Origin of the sequence: Bradyrhizobium sp. HKCCYLRH2047 (genome assembly GCF_051168175.1) — a bacterium.
Classification (GTDB): domain Bacteria; phylum Pseudomonadota; class Alphaproteobacteria; order Rhizobiales; family Xanthobacteraceae; genus Bradyrhizobium.
In genome coordinates, this window is the sequence record NZ_JBNPUM010000009.1 from 226445 (window position 1) to 243168 (window position 16724).

The 16724-nt window shown below is 64.3% G+C and carries 17 protein-coding genes; 13 read left to right on the plus strand and 4 right to left on the minus strand.

Annotated elements, in window-relative coordinates; translation table 11 throughout:
* The first annotated feature begins 425 nt into the window (after positions 1 to 425).
* The 3 genes from ACQR1D_RS22425 to ACQR1D_RS22435 all read left to right on the plus strand — a co-directional run bounded on the left by ACQR1D_RS22425 (position 426) and on the right by ACQR1D_RS22435 (position 2664).
* Complete coding sequence (locus ACQR1D_RS22425; protein ID WP_316238217.1) at positions 426 to 1835, plus strand: DEAD/DEAH box helicase; 1410 nt, start codon at positions 426 to 428, stop codon at positions 1833 to 1835.
* 24 nt (positions 1836 to 1859) lie between these two features.
* Entirely contained in the window at positions 1860 to 2150 is a 291-nt protein-coding gene (gene infA, locus ACQR1D_RS22430) for a translation initiation factor IF-1 (RefSeq protein ID WP_315804701.1), read from the plus strand.
* Between the two features lie 301 nt (positions 2151 to 2451).
* Positions 2452 to 2664 carry a cold-shock protein gene (locus ACQR1D_RS22435; protein WP_006612155.1) on the plus strand — a complete coding sequence of 71 codons (213 nt, stop codon included), beginning with the start codon at positions 2452 to 2454 and terminating at the stop codon, positions 2662 to 2664.
* A gap of 171 nt (positions 2665 to 2835) precedes the next feature.
* Here ACQR1D_RS22435 and ACQR1D_RS22440 read toward each other — a convergent pair whose 3' ends face one another.
* From ACQR1D_RS22440 to ACQR1D_RS22455, 4 genes are all read right to left on the minus strand, one after another.
* Positions 2836 to 3396, minus strand: a complete 561-nt coding sequence (locus tag ACQR1D_RS22440) for a TadE/TadG family type IV pilus assembly protein (protein WP_315804700.1) — start codon at positions 3394 to 3396, stop codon at positions 2836 to 2838.
* 68 nt (positions 3397 to 3464) lie between these two features.
* Positions 3465 to 4010 (minus strand): TadE/TadG family type IV pilus assembly protein, encoded by a 546-nt coding sequence (locus ACQR1D_RS22445; RefSeq protein ID WP_315804699.1) that lies wholly within the window; start codon positions 4008 to 4010, stop codon positions 3465 to 3467.
* Positions 4011 to 4543: 533 nt separating this feature from the next.
* Positions 4544 to 5044: a pilus assembly protein N-terminal domain-containing protein gene (locus ACQR1D_RS22450; protein WP_315804698.1), complete on the minus strand. Its 501-nt coding sequence runs from the start codon at positions 5042 to 5044 to the stop codon at positions 4544 to 4546.
* Positions 5045 to 5178: 134 nt separating this feature from the next.
* Positions 5179 to 6006: a sterol desaturase family protein gene (locus tag ACQR1D_RS22455; RefSeq protein WP_315804697.1), complete on the minus strand. Its 828-nt coding sequence runs from the start codon at positions 6004 to 6006 to the stop codon at positions 5179 to 5181.
* Positions 6007 to 6457: 451 nt separating this feature from the next.
* Here ACQR1D_RS22455 and ACQR1D_RS22460 point away from each other — a divergent pair, with 451 nt between their 5' ends.
* The 10 genes from ACQR1D_RS22460 (at position 6458) to ACQR1D_RS22505 (ending at position 16707) form a co-directional block, all read left to right on the plus strand.
* Positions 6458 to 6622: a Flp family type IVb pilin gene (locus ACQR1D_RS22460; protein ID WP_231317342.1), complete on the plus strand. Its 165-nt coding sequence runs from the start codon at positions 6458 to 6460 to the stop codon at positions 6620 to 6622.
* Between the two features lie 326 nt (positions 6623 to 6948).
* A complete protein-coding gene (locus ACQR1D_RS22465; protein WP_315734617.1) occupies positions 6949 to 7473 on the plus strand; it encodes an A24 family peptidase in 525 nt (174 codons plus the stop codon).
* 126 nt (positions 7474 to 7599) lie between these two features.
* The gene (gene cpaB / locus ACQR1D_RS22470; protein ID WP_315713815.1) at positions 7600 to 8400 is read left to right on the plus strand and encodes a Flp pilus assembly protein CpaB; all 801 of its coding nucleotides are present in this window, start codon (positions 7600 to 7602) and stop codon (positions 8398 to 8400) included.
* Positions 8401 to 8417: 17 nt separating this feature from the next.
* Positions 8418 to 9899, plus strand: coding sequence for a type II and III secretion system protein family protein (locus ACQR1D_RS22475; protein ID WP_316177235.1), 1482 nt, complete (start codon positions 8418 to 8420; stop codon positions 9897 to 9899).
* Between the two features lie 22 nt (positions 9900 to 9921).
* A complete protein-coding gene (locus ACQR1D_RS22480; RefSeq protein WP_434894074.1) occupies positions 9922 to 10662 on the plus strand; it encodes a CpaD family pilus assembly protein in 741 nt (246 codons plus the stop codon).
* The gene (locus ACQR1D_RS22485) at positions 10659 to 11927 is read left to right on the plus strand and encodes an AAA family ATPase (protein ID WP_315804695.1); all 1269 of its coding nucleotides are present in this window, start codon (positions 10659 to 10661) and stop codon (positions 11925 to 11927) included. The genes ACQR1D_RS22480 and ACQR1D_RS22485 overlap by 4 nt, the downstream gene beginning before the upstream one ends.
* 21 nt (positions 11928 to 11948) lie before the next feature.
* A complete protein-coding gene (locus tag ACQR1D_RS22490) occupies positions 11949 to 13412 on the plus strand; it encodes a CpaF family protein (RefSeq protein WP_316177231.1) in 1464 nt (487 codons plus the stop codon).
* Between the two features lie 11 nt (positions 13413 to 13423).
* Positions 13424 to 14398, plus strand: a complete 975-nt coding sequence (locus tag ACQR1D_RS22495; RefSeq protein ID WP_315804693.1) for a type II secretion system F family protein — start codon at positions 13424 to 13426, stop codon at positions 14396 to 14398.
* Between the two features lie 8 nt (positions 14399 to 14406).
* Positions 14407 to 15381 (plus strand): type II secretion system F family protein, encoded by a 975-nt coding sequence (locus tag ACQR1D_RS22500; RefSeq protein ID WP_315753445.1) that lies wholly within the window; start codon positions 14407 to 14409, stop codon positions 15379 to 15381.
* Between the two features lie 84 nt (positions 15382 to 15465).
* Entirely contained in the window at positions 15466 to 16707 is a 1242-nt protein-coding gene (locus ACQR1D_RS22505) for a Zn-dependent hydrolase (RefSeq protein WP_434894073.1), read from the plus strand.
* Positions 16708 to 16724: the final 17 nt, after the last annotated feature.

Sequence of the window (16724 nt, forward strand, 5' to 3'; positions counted from 1 at the left end):
ATGCCGTGCACATCTGGTAAGGCATTGACACAGAAGTGGAACTTCGCGTTCTCGTGGCACGAGGTCGCAGCCTTCTGCCGTCGAATTGAGCAAGCTCGATGATTAATCAGATAGCATGTAGCGCAGGATTTGTGCACTTTGTTTTGAATGGCTAAATTTAAAGCAGCCGGGTACCACCCGGAAAGCCAATCCGTTGCGCAGCGGCCTTGCATGTGCCGTCCACCTGTTCCATATATCTGGTAGATCGAGGCGAATCGGCCGGATCTTTGCAAGCCGCGTGTTCTTTAGCTCGACCCGAGCTTCTGGCTTTGCATTCTCACCCATCCAATCTAGGCGCTCCAAACACGCGGGTGTCTCTCAACCACCCACCCGCGTCCGGCTGCCTGCCGACACGGGCCTTATCCTCTTATGGAAAGCCCAATCTTTTGACATCCTTCCAGGATTTTAACCTCGCCGACGCGCTGACGCGCGCGCTGAAGGAAGAGAACTACACCACCCCCACCCCCATTCAGGCCCAGACCATCCCGCTCGCGCTCGAAGGCCGCGACGTGATCGGCATCGCCCAGACGGGAACCGGCAAGACGGCCTCGTTTGCGCTGCCGATCCTGCACCGCCTGCTGCAGAACCGGATCAAGCCGCAGCCGAAGACGGCACGCGTGCTGGTGCTGAGCCCAACCCGCGAATTGTCGGGTCAGATCCTCGACAGCTTCAACACCTACGGCCGGCACATCCGCCTGAGCTCGGCGCTCGCGATCGGCGGCGTGCCAATGGGACGCCAGGTCCGCGCTGTGATGCCCGGCCTCGAAGTTCTGGTTGCCACCCCTGGCCGGCTGCTCGATCTGGTCCAGAGCAACGCTTTGAAGCTGACCCATGTCGAGTTCCTGGTGCTCGACGAAGCCGACCGCATGCTCGACATGGGCTTCATCAACGACATCCGGAAGATCGTGGCCAAGCTGCCGATCAAGCGGCAGACGCTGTTCTTCTCGGCCACCATGCCTAAGGACATCGCCGAGCTCGCGGACGCCATGCTGCGCGACCCCGCGCGGGTCGCGGTGACCCCCGTCTCCTCGACGGTCGAGCGCATTGCCCAGCGCGTGATCCACGTCGACCACTCGGCCAAGCCGAACCTTCTGGCTCAGTTGCTCAAGCAGGAGCCAGTCAACCGCGCGCTGGTGTTCACCCGGACCAAGCACGGCGCCGACAAGGTCGTGAAGAGCCTGGAAAAGGCCGGCATCCCGTCCCAGGCGATCCACGGCAACAAGTCGCAAAATCACCGCGAGCGCACTCTGGCCGCCTTCCGCTCCGGCGAGATCCGCACCCTGGTCGCAACCGACATCGCGGCGCGCGGCATCGACGTCGACGGCGTCAGCCATGTCGTCAATTTCGACCTGCCGAACGTGCCCGAAACCTACGTCCACCGGATCGGCCGCACGGCGCGCGCCGGCGCCGAGGGCGTTGCGATTTCGCTCGTGGCGGGATCGGACGAGCTGTCCTATCTTCGCGACATCGAACGGCTGATCAAGATCTCGCTGCCGCGCGACGATCGCCGCACGCCCGGCCTCCGCGAAGCTGCAGCACCGGCCAAACCGCCTCAGCGCGGCGGCCGTCCTGGCATGCAGAATGCGCGGACCAACGAGGGTGGCACCGCCGCAAAAGGCCCTCGCCGTCGCCGTCGTTCCAATGCTAAGATGGCGCCTCTGCCAGGCAATCGTCAGGAGCCCCAGCGGCCGTCGCAAGGCGGCGGCAAGGCCGGGTCGATTCAAGGCGTTGCTTTCCTGCATCGCGAGGGCAGACCCAAAAACCACGCTCACAACCGCAACCAACGGCCAAACTAGACGTCTATCGATCTGGAGAAAGACATGGCTAAGGAAGAGCTGATCCAGTTCGAAGGGCTGGTCACCGAAATCCTTCCCGATGCACGCTATCGGGTACAACTCGACGCGGGGCACGAGATCGTTGCCTACACCGCCGGCAAGATGAAAAAGAATCGCATCAAGACGCTCGCGGGAGACCGCGTGACCGTCGAGATGTCGCCCTACGACCTCGAAAAGGGCCGGCTGATCTTCCGCCACAAGGACGAGCGTCCCAGCTCGCCCGGCGGTCCTCCGCGTGGCGCAGCGCAGCGCGGCGGCCAGTTCCGTCGGCGCTAGGGGGATTGGGCGGAGCAATGTTCCGCCCGGCCCGGCGGATTGATCAAGCCTTGCGCAATCAGCGACAATTCAGCGCGTCGGCATCGAGCCGGCGCGTCAAAAAATCATGCACTCTCGCGCAGCTCAGGATTGTTTTGCGCGGGCATTTCCAATAATATATCCCGCAATCGATTTTCGGCCGGACGAGATTAGCTATTACCGGTACAGCCGGTTCAGACGCTGACGACCCTTCCAAAAATTCGATCTAACCAGCCCAGGAGACTGGGTTACGCATTTGGTATCTGAGAAGGGAACTACCCCCGTGAGCATGGGAACCGTGAAGTGGTTTAACGCAACCAAGGGCTATGGCTTCATTCAGCCGGACGACGGCGGCAACGACGTGTTCGTGCACATCAGCGCCGTCGAGCGCGCTGGTCTCGGCACGCTGCGCGAAGGCCAGAAGATCTCCTACGAGATCGTGGCGGACCGCCGTTCGGGCAAGTCGTCGGCCGACAATCTCCGCGCCGCCAATTGAGCGACGCCAGGGCAATCGCCTACGATTGCCCACCTGGACAACGAAAGGCCGCCTTGTGCGGCCTTTTTTATTTGCCGGCTGTTCGCCGTCGGATTGTGATCGCCTGGAACGCGGTCTGTTGCCCGCGCGCAAGCGGACCCGGCACCGCGCAGGATTAGTCCGGCGCTCAGCTCAGCAGGAGGTCGCCGGGCTATACATCACACAGGTCGACTGCCGCGGCCGGGTATAGGCGACGTCGCTGAGATTGACGCCCGTCTTGCCCATGACGTAGCCGATCGTCGGAACGTATTGGTAGTTCACCTCGCTGAAGATCAGATAGGTGCCGGACACCAGCAATTCGGCCGGCACGCCGACCGTCATGCCCACGGTCCGCGGCGTCGACCCCTTACTCCACTTCACCGTCGCCTGCATGGTGGTGGGATCGACATAGAGTTCGGTGATCGTCGCATTCACCGGCGTGGTCGAGTACGGATACATGATGCCGGTCGAGGCGGCGAAGAAGTTCGACATGTCGCTGTCGCCGACCGTGGTCGACTGCGACGTCAGATCGGACAGGGTGCGCGCCATCAAAGTGACCTTGCGGTCGACGGCGATGGCCGAGCAGAATTCGACCGTGCCGAAGAACATCACCAGCATCAGCGGCACGATGAATGCGAACTCGGTGGCCGCGACACCGCGACAATCGGCAGCGAAGGCGTCGATGCGACGCCACAGGCGCAGGCGCGAAGACATACCCGGCATTCTTCCCAACGGCATGATGAATTCCTGGTGTCCCTCAGAAGCAGCTCGCGAGGCCCGTGTTATGAATACGGCTCGTTCTTGAATGCGGCCGTACCCACCAGCAGCCGCTTGCTGCCGCTCAAATTGGCGATGTTGTAGCCGAGGCCGGTCACGAAGATCGGCCACTGATAGAACAGCCTGACGACGACAATGTCTCCGGCGGCGCCCGGACTGTAGGTCATGTTGTTGACGAAGTTGCCGCTGTTGTCGATCTGGTTGCTGATCGAGACGCTCCCGAACGAGGAGTAGCTCTTCACGTCGATATAGATCTTGTTGCAGTCGAACAGCGCGGGAACCTGGGTGCAGACGTAGCTCGCGAACTGCGACTGCGTATAGGAGCCCTGTTGCGCCTGTCCGGTCAGGATCATGCGCGCCGAGTCCTGCGTGATGGTCTCGAGCACCTGGCCGGCAAAGAACATCAGCGCCGTTTCGATGATCGCGAACAGCAGCGCAAAGAAGACCGGCGCGACCAGCGCGAATTCGAGCGCGGCCGATGCCCGCCTGTTGCGCCGGAAGCGGCGCAGCAGCCGGCGCATCGAAGCGGTCGAGGAGACGGAGGCTTGCATGGGGTCATCCGGACTGGAAAGGCACATCAACCTGAGTGAAACGAATAGCGGAAACTCCTTGGGAAAGAGTTTCCTACGATACGGACAGTATGGCCCGCCGCATCAACGTCCCGCTAACCATGCTTGGGCAGGGCGATCGCATATGGTGAAAAAGCTGGGCGCGCAGTCTTTTCGCGACCATCCTTCGAGACGCCCGCCTTCGGCGGGCTCCTCAGGATGAGGGCCTTTCTCCGCCGCAAAGCTGTTGATCCTCATGGTGAGGAGCGTCGCTCTTGCGACGCGTCTCGAACCACGAGGCCATGAAAGTTCCGCCCGGGAAAACCATACGCGATCGCCCTGCATGCTTGGGGGGTCGCTCGCAGTCAGCCCTTTGAGGCAGCGCCACCTGTCCGATCCGACCATCGAAACCAAACGAATCGGGCTATCGAGCCGCAGCGCCAGCGGCAAGGCTCACCGCATCGTCGGTGCCGACGCGCGTGGAGATGCGGTCAGACGTCGCCATCGACCCGGCCAGGCACGGCCAAGCCAGCCGCTCAGTTGGTCTTCGACGCCGCTGCCGCGTTGCCGCTCGCCGTGCTGGACATCGTTCCAGCCTGGTCGAGCACCGATTTGAAGTAGTTGTCGCCGTCGCCCAAGGTCACCCGGCGCTGGCAGATCGGCATGCAGCTATAGGTCTCACGATCGACGCCGCGATACACCGTGACGAGCTGGTCGGTGGGTCCGGCGACCTGGATCTGGCGATCGATCAGCACCTGTCCGCCGCGATCCATCGCAATGAAGTTGGTGGCACCGTAGCTCTTGCCGGTGACGACGATGATGCCGCCGCTCTGCAAGGTCACATCGGCGATCATCGGATTGCCGACGACGAGGGTCGCGACCCGGTCGGGCAACTTGACCAGCTTGGCCTGGTCGACATTCACGGCGATGGCAGGATCGGGTTCCGCCGAGGCGGCAGCCGGCCACAGCAGCACGGCGGCGACAGCCGCCCGCAATGCGAAGGAAACAGAAGGACGACGCGATACACAGAACGACATACTCAACCCCGGGACCTTGACGAGCCGTCTCAAGCGATACGCAGCGGTGACGGCGCCCGACGCGGCAAATCTGCGCTCAATTGGTGAACGTTCTGCAAACGCCGCCATCTCAGCTCGGGCGGTTGCAGAACACGTCATCTTCGGAACGGAAACGCGAGCTGACCGCCGAACTCACCGGGCATCGTCGCCTCGTCCTTGCCGTAGGCCATGGGCAACTGCCCCTCCGGCATCCGGAACGTGCCGAACAGGATGTCCCAGATCGGGAACGTGCCGGCGAAATTGGTGTTGCCGCCCTGCTCCATCGACGTGTGGTGCCAGCGATGGAAGACGGGCGTGGCAAGGACATATTTCAGCGGGCCCAGCGTCCAGTTGAGATTGGCGTGGACGAAGGCCGAATGGAACGTCGTGAACGGTCCAACCCAGATCATGACATTGGGCGAGATGCCGGCCATCAGGAGGATGACGTCGACCGCGATCGTGCCGAGGATCAGGTTGATGGGATGGAAGCGGGCCGCCGAAATCCACTCCAGATCTTCCGAGGAGTGGTGGACCGCGTGGTATTTCCAGAACTCGCCGCCATGGAACAGACGATGCGTCCAGTACAGCATGAAGTCGGAGAGCACGAGAAAGAGCAGCCCCTGCAGCCATTCCGGAAGCTGCGCCAGCGGGCCGTGCCCGTTCTCATAGAAGGCGATCAACTCGTCGGCGTCGCGGATCTTGAAGAGAACGCTGGCGCCGAGCACGAGAAAGCCGATGCGGAGCACCCGCGCGAAAACCGGCACGAAGAACCAGTAGACCACGTCGGTGACGAGCTCGCGCTTCTGCCACCACGGCTTGCCGGGATTGCAGGCCCAGAAGTGGCTGAGCACCGAGAACACCACTGCCAGCACCAAGGTGATCGGCAGCACCTTCTCGATGGTCTGGCCGAGCATCAGCGCGACTTCCCATGGCAGACCGGACATCACATTCCTCATCTCATGAACTGTTCCGAGGGGTACTCCTTGGCGCTTAAGGAGCCGTGAACCTCGTGGCCGGCCGAGCTGGGCTGCCGATCGGTCCAGCACGATCGACGCGGAGCCAAGGGCTCGCCGGCCAGGTCGACGGGACCATATGCCTATGGTGCGGAACGCGGCGCAGGCTCCTGCGATGGAAACATTGGGCGCGGCAGTGGAAGCTCGCGCTCATCTTTTCAGCGAGATTGGCACGGCGCGTGCCGTGGATCATTTAGAATGATCACGGTCCGCTTCATCCTACGTTTACTCTGCACAATAACAGCCATTTGTCGCCGGGTTTCGACGACCGAATTAACTACGCCGAAATTCCTGCCCCCTAGGGTGGCCGCATGGTCACGGTGCTGAGAACGCCGCAACGACCAGAGTTTGTTCGACCAGCCACGTGTACATGGAGTTACCTATGAAGAATCTTCTTGCTCGCTTCGTGAAGGATGAATCCGGCGCGACCGCGATCGAATACGGTCTGATCGCCGCCGGCATCTCGCTCGCGATCATTGCCGCAGTGAACGGTCTCGGCTCCAGCCTGAGCTCCAAGTTCGGCGCGATCAACACCTCGCTGAAGTAAGCGGTCGTCACGGCCGAGCAAAGAAGGCCCCGGACATCCGGGGCCTTTATCATTTCCACCTTCAGCTCCGCGGCGTTCAGTGATGCGTAACCACGTTTTGTCCGCAGCCGCGTCCCGGCCTCCGCCCAGCGGGACCGACGTCGCCTTGCGTTGGATCTGCGGCGGCCTCGGCCTGTCCATCCTCGCTCTGGCGGCCCGCATCGTCAGCGTCTGGTGAGATCGACAACCGGCCGGCCATTCCGGCCGTTTCCCGATCATTTATTTCTTGCAGCTAGACTCTGGCGCAGCGGCGCACCCATGCCCCGCGTCGATGCCATTGAGAGCCCATGACCCTCGATCTCGCGCGCCTCCTGCTGTTTCCGGCCCTGATGGCCTTTGCCGCGGCGAGCGACCTGTTCACGATGACCATTTCGAACCGGGTCTCCCTGGCGCTCGTCGCCGGCTTCCTGGTTCTGGCGCCGCTGAGCGGGATGAGCATGGCAGACATGCTGATGCATCTCGGTGCCGGCGCGACCTTGCTGGTGATTGCGTTCACGTGCTTTGCATTCGGCTGGATCGGCGGCGGTGACGCCAAGGTTGCATCCGCCGCCGCCCTGTGGTTCGGCTTCGCCCACCTGATGAACTACCTGTTGTACGCCTCGATCTTCGGCGGCGTGCTCACCCTCGCTCTCATGCAGTTCCGGCAATGGCCGTTGCCCTACATGCTGGCGGGGCAACCCTGGCTTGCACGCCTGCACGCCAAGGAGAGCGGCGTGCCCTATGGCATCGCGCTCGCCCTGGGCGCTCTGATGGTCTATCCGGAGACCGATTGGGTGAAGGCGATCGACGCTGCGCGTCTTGCATTGCTCTGAACACACCGTGTCAACGCGGTGTTAAGGCGATTTAGATACGCCTCATTAACCATGCTTTGACGAATAACTGCTCAACTCCCATCACGGCGGCGGAAACGTCGCGGCGTCATGTGGAAAGTGAAGCGTATGAATACCGCACGCATTGTGGTTCTGACCATCGCTGTAGGCGCTGGCGGCGTGGCCGCATATCTCGCGAGCGGGTCCGACGACCGGCCGGCTCAAGTCGCCGCGCCCGCGCCGCAGATGCCGACCGTCGACGTTCTCGTCGCCAAGGGCGACATCGCCCTCGGCCAATCCCTCAAGCCCGAAGATCTGCAGTGGCAGAGCTGGCCGGCGGCCACGGCCAGCGCCAGCTTCATCCGCCGCAACGAGCGGCCCGAAGGACAGACGCAGATCACCGGCACGATCGCGCGGGCGCCGTTCATTGCCGGCGAGCCCATCCGCGAACAGAAGCTCGTCAAGGCCGACGGCTCGGGCTTCATGGCCGCGATCCTGCCGGCCGGCATGCGCGCCGTGTCCACCGAGATTTCGCCGGAAACAGGCGCCGGCGGCTTCATCCTGCCGAACGATCGCGTCGACGTGATCCTGTCCAAGCGCGAACGCAATCCGGATCAGCCCAACGCGGGCGACGTCGTCAGCTCCGATATCATCCTGTCGAACATCCGTGTGCTGGCGATCGATCAGGCCCCCAAGGAAAAGGACGGCCAGACCACGGTGGTCGGCAAGACCGTCACGCTGGAGCTGAAGCCGGAACAGGCCGAGACGCTCGCGCGTGCCCGTCAAACCGGAACGCTGTCCCTGGCGCTCCGCAGCATCGCCGACGTCAACGTGGCCGAGCGCCGCACGGACGAGACCAGCCGCAAGCGCAGCGACAGCGTTGCCGTCGTCCGCTTCGGCATTCCCAGCACGATGACGACGCAGAAGTGAGCAAGAGGACCACCCAGATGACCTGCAGCGAAAATCAGCGGAAGATGCGGACCCTGCTGGTCCGCGCGCTGTCGTTTTCGGCCGCCGCTGCGCTGACCCTCAATCCGGCGATCGCGCCGGTGATCGCGGCAGACTATCGCCCGGCGACTGCAGCCGCCGCCGCGGACGGCCAGAACAATGCACGTTTCCTTGCGCTCGGCATCGGCAAGTCCGTCGTCATCGATCTGCCGCGCGACATCAAGGACGTTCTTGTTGCCGATCCGAAGATCGCGAATGCCGTCGTGCGCTCCTCTCAGCGCGCCTACATCATCGGTGCGGCGATCGGTCAGACGAATATCGTCTTCTTCGACGCGCAGGGCCAGCAGATCGCGGCCTACGACATCGCGGTCAAGCGCGACCTGAACGGCGCGCGGGCGGCGCTGAAGCAGTTGCTGCCGAATGCCGATATCCAGATCGAGGGCCTCGCCGACAGCATCGTGCTGACCGGCTCGGCGTCGAGCCAGATCGAAGCCCAGCAGGCCGGCGAACTGGCCGCCCGGCTCGCCGGCGGCGCCGACAAGGTCGTCAACTCGATCACCGTGCGCGGCCGGGACCAGGTCATGCTGAAGGTGACTGTCGCCGAGGTACAGCGCTCGGTCGTCAAGCAGCTCGGCATCGATCTCTCCGGCCAGCTCAACTACGGAACGGCTGTTATCAAATACGCGAACTCCAATCCGTTCACCGCCTACGGGAGCAATCTCGTCTCCAACAACGCCGTGACCGCGTCGTTAGGCGGAGCGACCCCGACGGTGCAGGCGACACTGCGCGCGATGGAGAACGCGGGCGTGATCCGTACGCTCGCGGAACCCAATCTGACCGCCATCTCGGGCGAGTCCGCGACCTTCATCGCCGGTGGCGAGTTTCCGGTTCCCGCCGGTTACTCCTGCGATCCGACGACCCATGTCTGTACGACGCAGATCAGCTTCAAGAAGTTCGGCATCTCGCTCAACTTCACGCCCGTCGTGCTCAGCGAGGGCCGGATCTCGATGCGGGTGATGACCGAGGTCTCCGAGCTCTCAAACGAGAATTCGATCACGCTGTCGCAAGCCGTCAGCGCGTCGACGGTCAACTCGTTGACGGTTCCCTCGATCAAGACCCGCCGCGCCGAGACCACGCTGGAGATTCCTTCCGGCGGCGCCATGGCGATGGCCGGCCTGATCCAGCAGCAGACCAAGCAGGCGATCAGCGGCATGCCGGGCCTGATGCAGCTGCCGGTCCTCGGCGCGCTGTTCCGCAGCCGCGACTACGTCAACAACCAGACCGAGCTGATGGTTCTGGTGACGCCGTTCGTCGTCCGCGCCGTGGCACAGAAGGATCTCTCCCGCCCAGACGACGGCTTTGCGGCCGCCTCCGATCCCCAGGCCGATCTCCTGGGCAGCATCAACCGCATCTACGGCGTACCCGGCCGGGTCGAACCCGGACGCAACTATCGCGGCACCTATGGCTTCATCACGGACTGAGCCGGGACAAGGACCTGCAACGATGACCACGAAACCCAGCCCCGCTCGACACCGCCGACTGCAACTTGCCGTGGCCCTGGCCGGCGCAGCGGTCCTGCTCGGCGCTTGCAACTTCCGCAGAGATCCGGACGTCACGGCCAGCATCCCCGACGACTACCGGCTACGCCACCCGATCGCGATCCAGGAGGCCCCGGACTCCCTGGTGGTCTTCGTCGGCCAGGGCCGTGGCGGCCTGACGGCCGAGCAGCGCGCCGACGTGATGGGACTGGCCCAGAGCTGGATTCGCCAAGGCACGGGCGCGATCAGCGCCGACGTGCCGAGCGGCACCCCCAACGCACGGGCGGCCGCCGACTCGATGCGGGAGATCCACTCCCTGCTGGCCGCCGCCGGAGTCCCGCCGCACGGCATCACCGTCCGCAACTATCAGCCGAAGGACCCGCGCCAGATGGCCGCGATCCGGCTGAGCTATCCAAAACTGTCGGCCACGGCGGGGCCCTGCGGGCTCTGGCCGGACGACCTCGGGCCGTCGATCAAGAACAAGAACTGGTTCGACAACAAGCCTGACTGGAACTACGGCTGCGCCTACCAGCGCAACATGGCGGCAATGGTCGCAAACCCGTCGGATCTCGTGCAGCCGCGATCCGAAACGCCGTCCTATACCACCCGGCGCACGGCGTTATTCGACAAATATCGCAAGGGACAATCAACCGCGATCACGTATCCAGAGGCCGACAAGGCCAAACTCAGCGACACAGGCAAATGATCAGCTACGCCCGACAGACCCAAGAGGAGCAGCCTGACGTCGTGCCACCGCCGGCCGACGATCACATCGCGCCCGCGCCGCGCGTGTCCGTGCAGGCGTTCTGTGAGACGGTGGAAACCGCCGCCACGGTTCAGGCCGCCGGTGAGGACCGGCGCCTCGGCAAGGCCCATCTGAAGGTTCAGATGGGCGGCATGGCGGCGGCGATCGAGGCCTACCGATCTGCCCCGACCCCGAACGTCATCATCCTGGAGACGGATGCGCGCACCGACATCCTGGCCGGCCTGGATCAGCTCGCTACGGTTTGCGACCCCGGCACGCGCGTCGTCGTGATCGGCCGCGTCAACGACGTCACGCTGTATCGCGAGCTGGTTCGGCGCGGCGTCAGCGACTATGTGCTGTCGCCAGTGACGCCGATCGACGTCGTCCGCTCGATCTGCAACCTGTTCTCGGCGCCGGAAGCCAAGGCTGTCGGGCGGATCATTGCCGTCGTCGGCGCCAAGGGCGGCGTCGGAGCCTCGACCCTGGCCCATAACATCGCCTGGGCGATCGCGCGCGACCTGGCGATGGACTCCGTGGTGGCAGATCTTGATTTGGCGTTCGGCACCGCCGGCCTCGACTACAACCAGGATCCTGCGCAGGGCATCGCGGACGCCGTGTTCTCACCGGACCGGATCGACATCGCCTTCATGGACCGGCTGTTGTCGAAATGCACCGATCATCTGAGCCTGCTGGCCGCGCCTGCGACGCTCGACCGGGTCTATGATTTCGGCGCTGAGGCATTCGATGCGGTGTTCGACACGCTGCGGGCCTCGATGCCCTGCATCGTGCTCGATGTTCCGCATCAATGGGCAGGCTGGACCAAGCGGGCGCTGATCTCCGCGGACGACATCCTGATCGTCGCGGCGCCGGATCTCGCCTCGCTGCGCAACACCAAAAACATGTTCGATCTCCTCAAGGCCGCCCGGCCGAACGATCGCATGCCGCTCTACTGCTTGAACCAGGTCGGCGTTCCCAAGCGACCCGAGATCAATGCGAGCGAGTTCGCCAAGGCGATCGAAAGCCCACCGATCGCAACGATCCCGTTCGAGCCGCAGATCTTCGGCGCGGCCGCCAACAACGGCCAGATGATTGCGGAAATGTCTCCCAGCCATCGGACGACGGAGATGTTTCTCCAGATCGCGCAGCGGCTCACCGGCCGCAGCGAGACAAAGAAGCCGAAAGGCTCCTTCCTGTCGCCTCTGCTGGACAAGCTGAGGGCGAAGTAAGCACGCGTGGAGTTCTAAGTCGTGTTTGGTAAGCGTAGCGGATTGGACAACGATACCAGGGCCCTCAGGCCGGCCGCGCCGGCGCCCGAGCCGGCGCCGGCTGCGCCACGCGCGGCGGCTCCGGCCGTGCCGTCGCCACCTCTGGCTCCGACCCGGCAGGCTCCGCCGCCGCCGCCACCGGTTGTCGAGGCCCGGCGTTCGGACAGTTACTATCAGGTCAAGGCGACCATCTTCGGTGCGCTGATCGAAGCGATCGACCTTGCTCAGCTGGCCAAGCTCGACGGCGAATCCGCGCGCGAGGAAATCCGCGACATCGTCAACGAGATCATCGCGATCAAGAATATCGTGATGTCGATCGCCGAGCAGGAAGAGCTGCTCGACGATATCTGCAACGACGTGCTCGGCTATGGCCCGCTGGAGCCGCTGCTGTCGCGTGACGACATCGCCGACATCATGGTCAACGGCGCCGGCACGGTCTTCATCGAAGTCAACGGCAAGATCCAGCGTACGGGCATCCGGTTCCGCGACAACCAGCAGCTCCTGAACATCTGCCAGCGCATCGTCAGCCAGGTCGGCCGCCGCGTCGACGAATCCTCGCCGATCTGCGACGCGCGTCTCGCCGACGGCTCCCGCGTCAACGCCATCGTTCCGCCGCTGGCGATCGACGGCCCCGCGCTCACCATTCGTAAGTTCAAGAAGGACAAGCTGACCCTCGATCAGCTGGTCAAGTTCGGCGCGATTTCGCCGGAGGGCGCGGAGATCCTGCAGATCATCGGTCGCGTCCGCTGCAACGTGCTGATCTCCGGCGGTACCGGTTCGGGCAAGACCACGTTGTTGAACTGTCTGACCAACTACATCGATCACGACGAGCGCGTCATCACCTGCGAGGACGCCGCCGAACTCCAACTGCAGCAGCCACACGTGGTTCGCCTCGAAACCCGCCCACCCAACATCGAAGGCGAAGGCCAGGTGACCATGCGTGAGCTGGTGAGAAACTGCCTGCGTATGCGGCCCGAGCGCATCATCGTCGGCGAGGTCCGCGGCCCCGAGGCATTCGACCTGCTGCAGGCCATGAACACCGGTCACGACGGATCGATGGGCACGCTGCACGCCAACAACCCGCGCGAAGCGTTGTCCCGCTGCGAATCCATGATCACAATGGGCGGCTTCTCGCTGCCGTCGCGGACCATCCGTGAGATGATCTGCGCCTCGATCGACGTCATCGTCCAGGCGGCGCGCCTGCGCGACGGCTCCCGCCGCATCACGCACATCACCGAGGTGATGGGCATGGAAGGCGACACCATCATCACCCAGGACATCTTCCTCTACGACATGATCGGCGAGGACGCGAACGGCAAGATCATCGGGCGCCACCGCTCGACCGGAATCGGCCGGCCGCGGTTCTGGGAGCGCGCGCGCTACTACGGCGAAGAGAAGCGGCTTGCGGCTGCGCTCGACGCCGCCGAAGTCGCGAGCAAGGACTGAGGAGAGACCCCATGAAGCTGCAGGCTCTCGCCCTTGCCTTCCTCGCCGCCACCGCGATCGGCGGCATCGCCTGGGTGTTCCTCTACCCCCTGCTGTCTGGCGAGCGGAAGGCCGAGCAACGGCGCAGCACCGTCGCCAAGTCCGAGCCGGTGGTCCGCCAGGCCGAACGCAGTCAGCGCTCGCGCCGCGAGCAGGTCGAATCCTCGCTGAAGGACCTCGAAGCGAAGGCCCAGAAGCAGAGCAAAGTCCCGCTGAACATGCGGATTTCGCAGGCTGGGCTCGACTGGACCGTGCAGAAATTCTGGATCGTTTCCGGTGTCCTCGGCTTCGTCGTCTGCGCCGTTGCCTTCTTCGCCGGCGGCGGCCCGCTCGGCGCGCTCGGGCTTGGCTTCGCCGCCGGTCTCGGTCTGCCGCGCTGGATCCTCGGCTACCTCAAGAAGCGGCGCGAGAAGAAATTCCTGGCGGCATTGCCGGACGCCGTCGACGTGATCGTGCGCGGCATCAAGGCCGGCCTGCCGCTGTTCGAATCCATCAAGGTCGTCGCCGCCGACGCGCCGGAGCCTTTGCGCAGCGAGTTCCTCGGGATCATCGAGACCCAGGCGATCGGCATGCCGCTCGGCGAGGCTTGTGCGCGGCTCTACGAACGGATGCCGCTTCCCGAAGCCAACTTCTTCGGCATCGTCATCGCGATCCAGCAGAAGTCGGGCGGCAATCTCTCCGAGGCGCTCGGCAACCTCTCGAAGGTGCTGCGAGACCGCAAGAAGATGAGCGAGAAGATCCAGGCGATGTCGATGGAGGCCAAGGCGTCCGCGGGCATCATCGGATCGCTGCCGCCGATCGTGATGCTGCTGGTCTATCTGAGCACGCCCGAGTACATCTCGTTGCTCTGGACCCATCCGACCGGCCAGCTGATGCTGGTCGGCTGCGTGATCTGGATGTCGATGGGCATCCTGGTCATGAAGAAGATGATCAATTTCGATTTCTGAGGTGGACCATGGTCGACATTCTGGTCTCCAAGCTGCACGACCCGCACTTCATGACGATGTTCTTCGCCGCCATCGCGGCGACGGCCACCGTCTATACGCTGATCATGCCGCTGTTCGCAGGCGAGAACCTGAACAAGCGCATGAAGGCGGTCGCCAGCGAACGCGAGCGGATCAAGCAGCGCGAGCGCGAGCGGTTGAACGCCGGCGAGAAGGTCTCGCTGCGGCAGACGCCGAAGCAGCTCATCTCTCGTGTGGTGGAGGATTTCAACCTCACCAAATGGCTCGCCCAGGAGGCGGCCCGCGAGAAGCTCATCATGGCGGGCTACCGCGGCCAGGCGCCCTACATCACCTTCCTGTTCGCGCGCCTGGTGACGCCGCTGGTGCTGTTCGTCGGGTCCGTGCTGTACGTCTTCGTGATCGCGCATCTGCAGAAGTCGATGCCGGTCAAGATCGGCATCTGCGTCGGCATGGCCTATCTCGGCCTGCAGGCGCCGATGCTGTTCCTCAGCAACGCGATCTCCAAGCGCCAGCTGTCGATCAAGCGCGCGTTTCCCGACGCGCTCGACCTGCTGCTGATCTGCATCGAATCCGGCATGTCCATCGAAGCCGCCTTCCGCAGGGTTGCCATCGAAATCTCGAGCCAGTCGATCGCATTGTCGGAGGAGTTCACGCTGACCACCGCGGAGCTCTCCTATCTGCAGGACCGCAAGGTCGCCTATGAGAACCTCGCCCGCCGCACCGGCCTCGAGGGCGTGAAGTCGGTCTGCCTCGCGCTCCAGCAATCGGAGCGCTACGGCACCCCGCTCGGGCAATCGCTGCGCGTGATGGCGCAGGAAAATCGCGACATGCGCATGAACGAGGCCGAGAAGAAGGCCGCGGCGCTGCCGCCGAAGCTGACGGTGCCGATGATCCTGTTCTTCCTGCCGGTGCTGTTCGTGGTCATTCTGGGACCGACCGGCATCAAGGTCGCGGCCATGCAGTAGACGTAGACCGCTCGCGAGAAATTTCGCTTGCGGTCAGGGCTCTACCCTGGAAGCTAGGCGAAGCATGATCGAGGTCTCCGCCTGATGTCCGACAAGCTCCGCCGCGCCGACGGCGCCCGCGTCCTGGCCGATCTGAACGCACTGCGCGCCTTCGGCACCTACAAGACCGGCGTGCACCGGCCGACCTTCTCCGACGCCCATCGTCAATCGCTCGCTTGGCTCGCCGAGCGCCTGCCCGATGCGCGGCTGACGCCTGATATCGACGGCATCGGCAACGTGCTGGGCACCAGCGCCAAGCCCGGCCCCAAGCTGCTGGCCGGATCGCATCTGGAGAGCCAGAATCAGGCTGGCTGGCTCGACGGCCCGCTCGGCGTCGTCTACGCGCTGGAGGCGGCGCGCGTGCTCAATCCCGATCCGTCTATTGTCGGTGCGGTGGAGGTCGCCTCCTGGTGCGACGAGGAGGGCCATTTCGGCAGCATGCTCGGCAGCCGCTCCTATGTCGGCGACGTCAGCGAGGCCGAAATCGATGCTGCCCGCGACCGCAGCAGCCCGCGCACGCTGCGGGAGGCGCTTGCCGAGATGGGCCTTGCCGGACGGCCGCGCCTGCAGGCCGAGCCCGGCCGGCATATCGGCTATCTCGAAGCTCATATCGAGCAGGGCGACACGCTCGAGGCGGGCGAGCTCAAGATCGGCGTCGTCACCTCGATCGTCGGCATCTGGCAATACCGCATCACCTTCACCGGCGAGCAGAACCATGCCGGCACGACGCGGATGGCGGTGCGCAAGGATGCCGGGCTCGCGCTCGCCAAGTTCTGCGTCGCGATCGACGCGCGCTTTCCGGCCGCCTGCGGCCCGCGCACGGTGTGGACCACGGGACGCATCACGCTCGATCCGGGCGCACCGAGCATCATCCCCGGCCAGGCCGAGATGCTGTTCCAGATCCGCGACGACAATGCCGCCGTGGTCGACCGGCTCGAAGAGCTGCTGCGCGAGATGGCTGCGCAGGCGTCAGACGCAGGTCCCTGCCATGTCGCCGTCGAGCGCATCCGTACCGGCGCGCCAGCCATGATGGACGGCACGTTCCAGGATGCGGTCGAGGCCGCCAGCCGCGATCTCGCCGCCGGCAAGTCGCTGCGGATGCCGAGCGGCGCCGGACACGACGCGCAGGTGCTCGCGACCATCATGCCGGCCGGCATGCTGTTCGTGCCGTCGATCGGCGGCATCAGCCATCACTGGACCGAGAACACCGCCGATGCCGACATCGTCACCGGTGCCGACGTGTTCGTCGATACCTGCCGCCGCCTGCTGGCGGGCGCCACACGATAAGGCCCGCCATCAGCGTG